The following is a 9,952-nucleotide window of genomic DNA, read 5'->3' on the forward strand; positions in this document are numbered from 1 at the left end:
TCTTAACTTTTCTTTATTTTTCCAAAGTGGCTAACTTGTTCTTGCAATTTGCGGAAAAGATTTTTATTAAATTCTTGCGTACTAATAAACATTTCTCCATGTCCATCACCAAACGGTTTCGTTTCTACCTCATCACTATCTTTCAAAAGAGTATATAGTAACTCAAAATCACTTGGAACCGGACCATAGTAGTCGTGGATATAAGTTGTCCCACTGATAGAAACAGAATTTTCCTTGAAAAATCTAAAATCACTGTAGAATAATAATTTATTCAACCTTGTTTTAGATAACTTAGGATTATGCTGGACAAAATACAAAACCATATTCGTAAACTTATCTAAATCAAATTTAGAAAATCCATCTTCAATCGTATGTTGATCATTTTGGTTTCTGAACAAATAAGCATTTAATAAAGAATCACCTTTGATTTGTTTATCTACTTTTGAGATAGCCGCTTCAATCTTTTTTTGATCTTTAGCACTTAACTTAGATTTATTTTGATGAAATAAACCTACAAAATAGCTACTATCATCTTTTATTTTTCGTAATAAGTTATTAATGCTTTCAGAAGGCAAAACGCCCTTCTCATATCTGGCAATCGTGGCTGACCCTACATCCAGTAACTTGGCTAGAGAACGTTGAGACAATTGATATTTCTTTCTAAAAGCAACCATTTCAGCGGGTGAAATAAGATTGTTCTTTCGACGGTATACATTAAAAGCTAAATCAATAGCTTGATTGTCTAAATCCAAATCAAACAAAATCTTATTAGTTTTGTCATCAATCAAAGCATCGGCTTCCACCGTAATATTTTCATCACGTACTTTAAAAGTTTGTTTACGTTTCTCAATGTGAGTTGTCATTACTTCACCCCTTTAATCGTTAAAATAAGGTAAATAGTACGGTTTAGTGCTTCTATGGAAAGATAATATCTTGCATTCATTACCTTGAAATTTTATTTTTATATAAATCGGCATCCCATCTAATTCATAAATAAATTCCCAGACTCGTGTACCATCACCATTAAAATCCGGACTAGGTCCACGATAATAATTATTAGGTGTCAGTGCTTGAATTATTTCTAAAGCATCTTGTAAGTCAATTCCTAACCGAGTAATACCATCAAAAATCCTCGGTACCCATTCTATTTCACGATTAGAAATTGCCATCTTAACTTCTATCAGAAACAAAACTATTGTATTTCTAGTTGTCGAAGACATGGATTTTACCATCGCTATTTCAAAATTATTTTAACGAATATCACGCATTTTTGCAATCAATTGATATCAAAAGTCCGATATTCATTACAATTTTAAATTACGCTAAATAACCTTATCTACAAAAAACGTACAAAAAACATCTTCTAAAAGAGATGTTTTTTACATTTCCAATTTATTTTTCAAAGCTTCAGTCAAAACAGCAGAAAAGTTGATGTTCTTTTTCTTACCTAGAACCACCAAATACTCTGGTACAGTTACATTTTTGCGAACCGTCTTAGGATTATTACGACGATATTCTTCCATATCAATATAAACGACTGTCTTAATATCATTGGCTTTAATTTTAATGTCTTCTAAATCAGTAGGTTTAGGATATTCCATCTTATCATCAAGCATAATGCCAATTGCATCTTGAGCCATTAACAAGGCATCTTTCATATTATCGCCTTGCGTCCAAGTACCATTATCAATATCAGGTATTTCTACACTATAGCCTTGATCTTCTGGATGTAAAATTACTGGATAAACTAAAACATTTTTCTTTGCTGGCATTTCGTAACCTCCTATAATTGGCATTATCTAAGACCTGCTTTCTTCAAGATAGCAACTTCAAAACCCTTTTTCATCTCTCCAACATGTATGGGGATAATGATGGTAACTTTAGTAAAAGGATTATACATTTTTAAATGTGAACCTTGTTGCGACTTTTCGATAAATCCATTTTGTTTTAAAAGTCTTACCATTTCTTTGGGTTTCATAGTCATAGGAAACTTGCCCTTCATAAATTATTATACGCATCAATACTTATAATTCAATTACGATGCTTATAAATAAAATACGAGAATTCTAAGAATCATTTCTCACAATCACTATTTTCATGTACAAAAAAAAGACTGCACACAATGTGCAGTCTTAATTTCAAACTAATTCAAAAATTAGTTAAGCTTTGTCTTGTTAACAACGTTCAACTTGTCATCCAAGTCATAAACAACTGGTTCACCAGTAGTCATTTCAACGTCCATGATGTCAGCATCAGAGATGTTTTCGATGTACTTAGTCAAAGCACGTAGTGAGTTACCATGGGCAGCGATGATTACGTTCTTGCCGTCTAATAGCTTAGGAGCGATTTCATCTTCCCAGAATGGAATTACACGTTCCAAAGTAACTTTAAGGTTTTCGCCACCAGGAATAATTCTTGGGTCAAGGTTTGCATAACGACGATCGTTAGCTGCTGAACCTTCATCAGTAGCCTTCAATAGTGGAGGTAATGTATCGTATGAACGTCTCCAGATGTGAACTTGTTCATCACCGTATTTTTCAGCTGTTTCTTTCTTGTTAAGACCTTGAAGTGCGCCATAGTGACGTTCGTTAAGTCTCCATGTCTTTGTTTCAGGAATCCATAATTGGTCACAGCCTTCAAGAGCGTAGTGCAATGTCTTGATAGCACGTGTCAATACTGATGTGTAAGCTTGGTCAAATAGGATGCCAGATTCCTTAAGAAGTTTACCAGCATTTTGAGCTTGCTTTACACCTTCTTCACTAAGGTCAACATCAACCCAACCAGTAAATTGGTTTGATAAATTCCATTCACTTTGTCCGTGACGAATGAAAACTAATTTTGCCATTTATATGATCCTCTTTTCATTTCTTTAACAAAGTACATTTTACACGAATTTGGCAATAAAAAAAAGTTTCTTTGTTAAGTTTGACTAAATTGCAAAATAAATGGTTATATTCCGTCCTCCATAGCAAAGAAAATTTGGCTGGAACAATGTGGGCACGACTTGGAGCCTTTGTTAAGCCCAAGTTCGGGCAAAGTCTTCAAGCTCGACCTTTCACTAGGCAATAAATTGCCAAGAGAAATTTCACATTTGAGCCAATTTTCTTTGCTATTCCGGACTAGATAGTAATTCTAACTTTTAATATAAAAAAATCTATTCAGACAATAGAAATTCTGAATAGATTTTTTATTCGGCGACGATAGCCTTATTCCTTATAAATAGGTATATCCAACTCTTTCAAAGTAGTAATATCCAACTTATTCTTTGAGTTCTTGTTCAAATAAGTATTAACTTGATCAGAACCAGCTAAAACAGCGTTAACTTTGTTCTTACCTTCAATCAAGTCAGACACTTCTTGAGCGTTTTCACTCTGTTTCATCACGATTGGAATTACTTCAAAACCGTAATCTCTGAGTTCCAATAATTTCTTATAATATTCAGAATTAATTGAAACAAAAATCGTTGAAGCATTTTGTTTCAAGGCTTGATTTTTCAACCACCAGAAAATCAAATCTTCATCGTTATCAAAGGTACTGATTAAGACGTTACCTTCGCTGAATAGTTGAATATAAGGTTCCTCAGCCGTGTAACTCTTAATCAAGACCAATGTTCCATCTTGACGATAAAAGTTCTCACGAACGACTTTATTAGCATTTCTGTGGTCATAAAATTGGGTAGCTGAAATTACTCCGTTGACATCGAAAATATCACGACTCAATAATTGACTGCCATCTTTGTAGTGGCGAATGATTTGTAATTGATGATTGGAATTTCTGGAAACTTCCATAACTAATTTATCATCGGCATCCAAAATCTTATCGACCTTATCACTGACATGTTGAACACGATAGTCAGCATCGAACGGAATTTCAGCAGGTGCGACTGGAGTATTCATGTTACGACCTTGCAAATCATTGTACATATTCAAGAGATAAGCATTGCCATCTACAAAGCCTGCATTTTGGTAATTCATCCAAGCCTCATCGATTTGATCGTTGTAAGTTACTGAAATTGCATTAGCGATTAAGCCTTTGTCAGCCATGGTCATTGTCAATTGTTGCCACATATTAGTGGTATCACTATCTGGGTTGGCAGCTAGATCATCAGTGAAAATGTAATAGTCACTATTGACATCTAAGTAAATCTCATTAGCCATTTCATCGGTTCCAAACCATTCCTTCAAAGAGGCGTTGATTTGGTCAATTCTATCAGTAGCTTGTTTTCTTTCATCAACTTGGTCACTGCCAACATTTCTTAAAATATGGTTGCAGTAACTACGGTCAGCTAATAATTGACTACGCAATTGTGACTTCAAATCAGCACTTTGATCTAAAGTGTTTTGTAAATTTTGTTCAGTGTATTGCCACTCTTCGCCGTTATCCATCCCCGGTTGTGGATTTTGGCTAGGATCCATCTGCTGTTGTGGCTGCATTTGTGGTTGATTTTGTCCAAAGAAATAATCGTTATTAGGTTGATTGGGTTGGTTAAAATCATTGCCCCCAAATTGCGTACCATTGTTCATCTGAGCATCATTATATTGATTTTGTGCTTGATCAAAATTATTTTGATCCGGTTGAGGATTTTGATATGAAGGATTGTTTAGATCAGAATAATTATCATCGTTTTCTTTCTTTTTTCTATCGAAAAATGACATAATTTAATCTCCCATCTACGTCAGTTGACTACATTTATCTCCATTATATATGACAAAACTTGTTTAATCTTAATTATAACGTTTTCTTTAACTTTATTCTGCGCTTTTTGGGACCACCAATCGAGTGAACGCCCAAAATATCGAGAAAGAAAACAAAAATTGGAATACCGACAATCAAACCCCAAGTACCAAGCAATTCTTCGGAAACAATCAAGACAATGAAAGTAAAGAAGATTGGCAAGTGTGTCATGCTGGACATAAATTGTGGATTCAAGAAGTACGTTTCAATTAAGTGAATAACAATAATCATGATGACGATGTAGATAACGTAACGAATCCCACCGACCGAATAAGCTACGAAACTCAATGGTATCAAGGAAATAATCACTCCAGCTACTGGCACCAATGACAAGATGAAGACCATGGCAGCCAAAGCGATAATTCCTGGCATCTTCATAAATAACAAAGTAATCGTCGTTAGAGCTGTGTTAACAACCGCAATCATCAATTGAGCTTCCAAAACAACTCCAAAAGTATTGACGAATTTTTGGCCGTAATATTGTAAGTCCGCAAAGACCCAGCTGTATTTACTATCTAAAAATTGACGACCGAATGCATTCATCTGCTCAACTTGACTCGTATAGAAGAAACTGAGCAAGAACGATATCACAATATTGAAACCAACTGCTCCCACACTACTAATATAATTGACGACAGAAGTAACAGCGACTTTTATCTGATTATCCAAATTGATCTGTTGCAAATAACTATAAATAATATTCAAATAAGGATTCGAACGGACATCTTCACTCTCATAAAATGATTGCAACGAAGTAAACATTTTGACCGTTTGACTAACCAACTGTGGCACATAATTAGCAATCACAAATACCAACAAAGAGATAATAATCAAATAGGTTGGTGTAATTATCCAAACTGGTCTTATTCTAGGAAATTTTTTTTGAATCGTTCGAACTAATTGAACTGATAAAAAGGTAAAGATGAACGTCAATAAGAACATGCTCATCATACTTTTGAACAAATAAAACAAGCCAATAACGATAGCTAATAATACCACTCGTCGCAAGCGCTTATTTTCAACAAACTTATCGTACAAACTCATATAACGCACCTCAAATATACAAACTCAACGAATACAACACATCGATTCCAACGACTATCGCGATAACGTAACGGTCGTACCACAACAAGGCTGTAAATTCACGAAACATTGCTGGCCATTTCAACATGCTCATCGTTTTAGCAGATGCATATTGAACTTTGAAACCTAGTCTCTTAGCTTGCAGTCTCGTTCGGGGGAGATGGTAATCGCTTGTAACTATAATAACCTTTGGGCGAATCTCTTTGGACCAGAAACGATGAATCTTAATAGAAGAAAATTCCAAATTCTGAATCGTATTCATGGCTTTTTCTTCCACAATAATGTGATTTTCCGGAATACCTGCTTGCAACAAATATTCCTTCATCATTTCAGCCTCAGTCTTGTTCGAAAGACTATGCAGATTCTTGCCCCCACTGACAATTATTTGCGGTTTATTCGTCGATGCCTTAAAAATTTCAATCGTTTTATTCAAGCGACTAGCCAAAATCGGCGGAATCCGTTCAGTCATACACTTGTTACCCATGACTAATAAAAAATCAGCTTCTTGTTTCATATTAACCTTTTTCTGGTCTCGATGCATTAGCCACATGTAAACTAGCATAATAAATAAAAAGAACAAATTTAAAGATGCAAGTCCGAATGTATAAGCGCCTAAAAATTTGTTCAATGAAATATTAGAAATTAAATAGAATATAAATATAATGACAGCCACGACACCAATCCCCAAAATTGGCTGACGACTGTAAATGTACCTTATTTTGTAAACAATCATTGCTTGTACAACGGTTATTGCAAGTAGTATTAAAAAAATCATTTTTCCTCCACAGCTTAATTCAAGCTGAATTTCAATTTAGGTACAGTAAGTGGAAAATCTTTAACCATCGTCCAAGTAACAGTTGTCGAATCCTTATCTGGTTGTTTTAACAAAAATAATTTATTATCTAACGAACCATAAATCAAAAACTTCCCCTTAGTAGTTGTCACAGCTGGTCCATTTTCTGAATAAGCTGAAGGTGAAACTAAAAACATATATTGCATCAAGGGCTGCTTACTACCACTGATGCTGATCCCCTGGTAATCGCTCGGCTGCAAATTGGTACCATATTGGTCGCCAAAATTGACCCCAAGATTACCGATTTTTTTGTCATTATTATCCGAGATAGCCGCTGCTAACTGCATTAAGTCAGCGTTCGATGAAATCGGATTGGCTACATATTGGTCATAATAATCTTTTGTCTGAGTGATTGAATCCTCCAAACTAGTTTGCGTTGCATCAGACTTTGTTAACAAATTAGCCTTCGTATTAGCTTGATTATCACGAGTTCTGACGGTAAAGTCACTCGAATACAAATACAATTGGTTATTATCATTTTCAATCCGAATCTTTGCCCGATCGATCTGATTGCCAGTCGCCTTGGAGTTAACTTTTAAATTAACTTCTTTTGGCAACAAGCGACTTTGATTCTGACCATGATAGTAATAGTCGATCGTCACGAGATTTTTTGGTGTCAAATACATCTTGCCGTAAAGACTTTGGACATTTCCTGATTCAACCGTCGTCATCATGACTACTTTGCTATCAGTCGTATCGGACAATTTTTGTGCTGAATGCTGGGTCAAAGTCATTTGATAAGTTCCATTTTGGTTGATAGTCAAATTGCCATCGGTCCGGCGATAATCGATAATAGTTGAAAAATAAAAATTGCCGATTAAATTGTTGTCAGTACTCAAAGGCTTAGTGTTTTGATTGACGTCGATAATATGATTAGCCATCTGTTTGTAAGAAATCGATTGGGACTTGTGTTTGGTGGATTTACTGATATTGGCCTTGTCTCGCTTGGTAATATAAGCGAATTTGTAGTTCTCATTGCCCACTTGGACATAGTAACCCTTCATATGCTTACCATAAACATTTTCGTGATAAGTCTTGACGAGCTTTATGACTAAATTCTGTTTAGCAGTTTTAAAAGTCATTGTTTTGCCATCACGCCCTAAAACGTATTGAGGATTGTTGAAATGTGTATTGAAACGATTGATCCCAACTTTGCCATCAATATTGGTGATGTCTTTGATCTCAGCTCGCTGATTTTTTAGAAATTTAATCGAAACTGTGTCATTTTCACCTTGGTCTTGAAACAAATACCAAGTCTTATTGGACGATACGATTTTACTAGTTTCCTTCTTTTGGCACCCAGTTAAAATTACGCAAAAAAGAAACATTACACTCAAAACAATATAAAATTTTTTTCCCATATCGATTAAGCCTTTCTTATACGACAATTATACAACATCAAACACCTTCTATTATTAAGTATGATATCAAAAAAAGACCCGCATTTCAGCGCGCCTTTTCGAATAGTTTTTTATAAATTTATTTTGTAACGTAACCTTGGTCAACCCATTCGTTAGTAGCAACACGACGATAAGTCAAACCTTGATAAGTCTTAGTTTGATCTGTGTACCATGGAGTGTTGTTAGCTAAAGCACGGTTAGTGATCTTTTTAGTACTACCGTCACTTTGGAAAGCTACCAATGGAACGTATGAACCTTGAGAATTGTTTACAGTAATAACGTTTGATGTAGCTGTTCCACCATTGTTAGTATTGCCACTGTTATTGTTAGAACTACCACTATTAGTATTACCCTTCAATTGATTGTAATACTTGCCAACTAGATCATAGAATTGATCCATGCTGTAACCCCATTTTGCAAAGTAACCAACAGGATCAGTGTGAGTTGTTTCGCCCCACTTCTTAGATACATCGTTGTGTGACATAACCGTAACGCCAGGTGTAAATGGCAAGTTATATTGAACTAACTTGTAGGCTGTGTAATAAGCTTGGTTAGCAACTGATCTAGCAAATGAATAAGTAGTATTCACTTCACACAATTCAACTTGAACAAACTTAGCATTAGCAGTTGGACCAGCACCCCAAACGGCATAATCAGTATTCTTAATGTTTAAAATTTCATTAGCATCAACGAAAGCATGCACATAACTGTACATATTTGGCCATTCGCGGTTGAAATATGTTGCTTCGTTTCTAGCAGTAGCACCAGGAGTAGCTGTTTCATGAATAACAACACCCTCAGGCTTACCAACACCATTTTCATAAGGTGTCCAGTAACTGAATGTACCTTCTTCGTTAGTAATTGAAACTGGAGTAATGTTGTTGTTTGTAATAAAGTCATTGATTGCTGAAGTTGCAGCTTGGGCTGTTTGAACTTGTGCCCCCATTTGTGGAACTACTTGTCCTACGGTTGTAAAACCAATACTTGCTAATGCGACTGAAGTAGCAAGAGTAGTCATAAATTTCTTCTTTGATACCATAATAAATATTCCTTCCCACCGTTAATTTCCTTAACGTTATAAATTATAACAACTTTTTTCACAAATTTGATAAAAGTAATAAACCTGTAATCAGATAGTAAACTTCAATGTTTGCTCATATGTCGTAATTTTTTCAAAAGACTGTCACGGCGGTATCTTAAAGCCCTTGTTGTATGGTTATAACGTTTCGCCAATATTACTAACGGAATATCCTCGATGAAATGTTCCTGCAACAAAGTACGGTCAAGATTCGTCAGCTCGGAAAAGTTTACAAAGTCCAATTTATTTTCGGATAAATCCTCAGGAACCCTTTGGAAATCAAACTCCTCTAGGCTGTGGAAATCAAAATAACGTTTTTCCTGACGTAACATATCAATCAAACGCCAAGTTAATTTTTGAAAAACAAATTTATGAAACTTCGTCATATCGCCGTTATCTTGCACGTATTGTTGATAAGTTTGTGCATAATTGATCATGGCTTCTTGAAAATAATCTTCGTAATCTACCCTTGTCGTATAAATGTGGGCTCTTTTCAAAGCACCGTGGATCAAACGTTGGTTTTGTAATGCATCTTTAAATCCTAATTCCATCTCATTCATTTGTGAGTTCTCCTATTTTTACTCACAAGGCCTTGTGTGGAATTAATATAACGAATCCGGATAAAGATTATTAGTTGCCAAAATGAAATTGAAATGTTGGTATAACAACGTTTAATAATTTAGAGCAAAATAAAAACGCCCATTTAGACGTTTTTTCAATTCATTTTAGTAATGTTTTTTTAATCGAGATGGCAGATTGCAAGAAATAACCGAACACTTTTTAAAACTTAATATTTTCCATAAA

At 34.9% G+C, this 9,952-nt stretch carries 11 protein-coding genes; all 11 read right to left on the reverse strand.

Annotation, left to right across the window (positions count from 1 at the left end):
* Nucleotides 1-2: 2 nt before the first annotated feature.
* On the reverse strand, nucleotides 3-863 hold the full coding sequence (locus FC88_RS06165) for a type II TA system antitoxin MqsA family protein (protein WP_057813841.1): 861 nt from the start codon (nucleotides 861-863) through the stop codon (nucleotides 3-5).
* Between the two features lie 12 nt (nucleotides 864-875).
* A complete protein-coding gene (locus FC88_RS06170; RefSeq protein ID WP_083484577.1) occupies nucleotides 876-1,232 on the reverse strand; it encodes a type II toxin-antitoxin system MqsR family toxin in 357 nt (118 codons plus the stop codon).
* A 147-nt stretch (nucleotides 1,233-1,379) separates the two neighbouring features.
* On the reverse strand, nucleotides 1,380-1,772 hold the full coding sequence (locus tag FC88_RS06175; RefSeq protein WP_057813845.1) for a type II toxin-antitoxin system HicB family antitoxin: 393 nt from the start codon (nucleotides 1,770-1,772) through the stop codon (nucleotides 1,380-1,382).
* A 23-nt stretch (nucleotides 1,773-1,795) separates the two neighbouring features.
* The gene (locus FC88_RS06180) at nucleotides 1,796-1,984 is read right to left on the reverse strand and encodes a type II toxin-antitoxin system HicA family toxin (RefSeq protein ID WP_057813847.1); all 189 of its coding nucleotides are present in this window, start codon (nucleotides 1,982-1,984) and stop codon (nucleotides 1,796-1,798) included.
* 171 nt (nucleotides 1,985-2,155) lie between these two features.
* The gene (locus FC88_RS06185) at nucleotides 2,156-2,845 is read right to left on the reverse strand and encodes a 2,3-diphosphoglycerate-dependent phosphoglycerate mutase (protein WP_057813849.1); all 690 of its coding nucleotides are present in this window, start codon (nucleotides 2,843-2,845) and stop codon (nucleotides 2,156-2,158) included.
* Nucleotides 2,846-3,206: 361 nt separating this feature from the next.
* Nucleotides 3,207-4,655, reverse strand: a complete 1,449-nt coding sequence (locus FC88_RS06190) for a hypothetical protein (RefSeq protein WP_057813851.1) — start codon at nucleotides 4,653-4,655, stop codon at nucleotides 3,207-3,209.
* A gap of 73 nt (nucleotides 4,656-4,728) precedes the next feature.
* The gene (locus FC88_RS06195) at nucleotides 4,729-5,778 is read right to left on the reverse strand and encodes an AI-2E family transporter (RefSeq protein WP_057813853.1); all 1,050 of its coding nucleotides are present in this window, start codon (nucleotides 5,776-5,778) and stop codon (nucleotides 4,729-4,731) included.
* A 10-nt stretch (nucleotides 5,779-5,788) separates the two neighbouring features.
* Complete coding sequence (locus FC88_RS06200) at nucleotides 5,789-6,592, reverse strand: YdcF family protein (RefSeq protein WP_057813855.1); 804 nt, start codon at nucleotides 6,590-6,592, stop codon at nucleotides 5,789-5,791.
* A 14-nt stretch (nucleotides 6,593-6,606) separates the two neighbouring features.
* Nucleotides 6,607-8,031, reverse strand: coding sequence for a hypothetical protein (locus FC88_RS06205; protein WP_057813857.1), 1,425 nt, complete (start codon nucleotides 8,029-8,031; stop codon nucleotides 6,607-6,609).
* 118 nt (nucleotides 8,032-8,149) lie between these two features.
* Complete coding sequence (locus tag FC88_RS06210) at nucleotides 8,150-9,109, reverse strand: peptidoglycan recognition protein family protein (protein WP_057813859.1); 960 nt, start codon at nucleotides 9,107-9,109, stop codon at nucleotides 8,150-8,152.
* A gap of 104 nt (nucleotides 9,110-9,213) precedes the next feature.
* Entirely contained in the window at nucleotides 9,214-9,708 is a 495-nt protein-coding gene (locus tag FC88_RS06215; RefSeq protein WP_057813861.1) for a sigma-70 RNA polymerase sigma factor region 4 domain-containing protein, read from the reverse strand.
* Between the last annotated feature and the right edge of the window lie 244 nt (nucleotides 9,709-9,952).

Source organism: Companilactobacillus futsaii JCM 17355, assembly GCF_001435505.1.
GTDB lineage: Bacteria > Bacillota > Bacilli > Lactobacillales > Lactobacillaceae > Companilactobacillus > Companilactobacillus futsaii.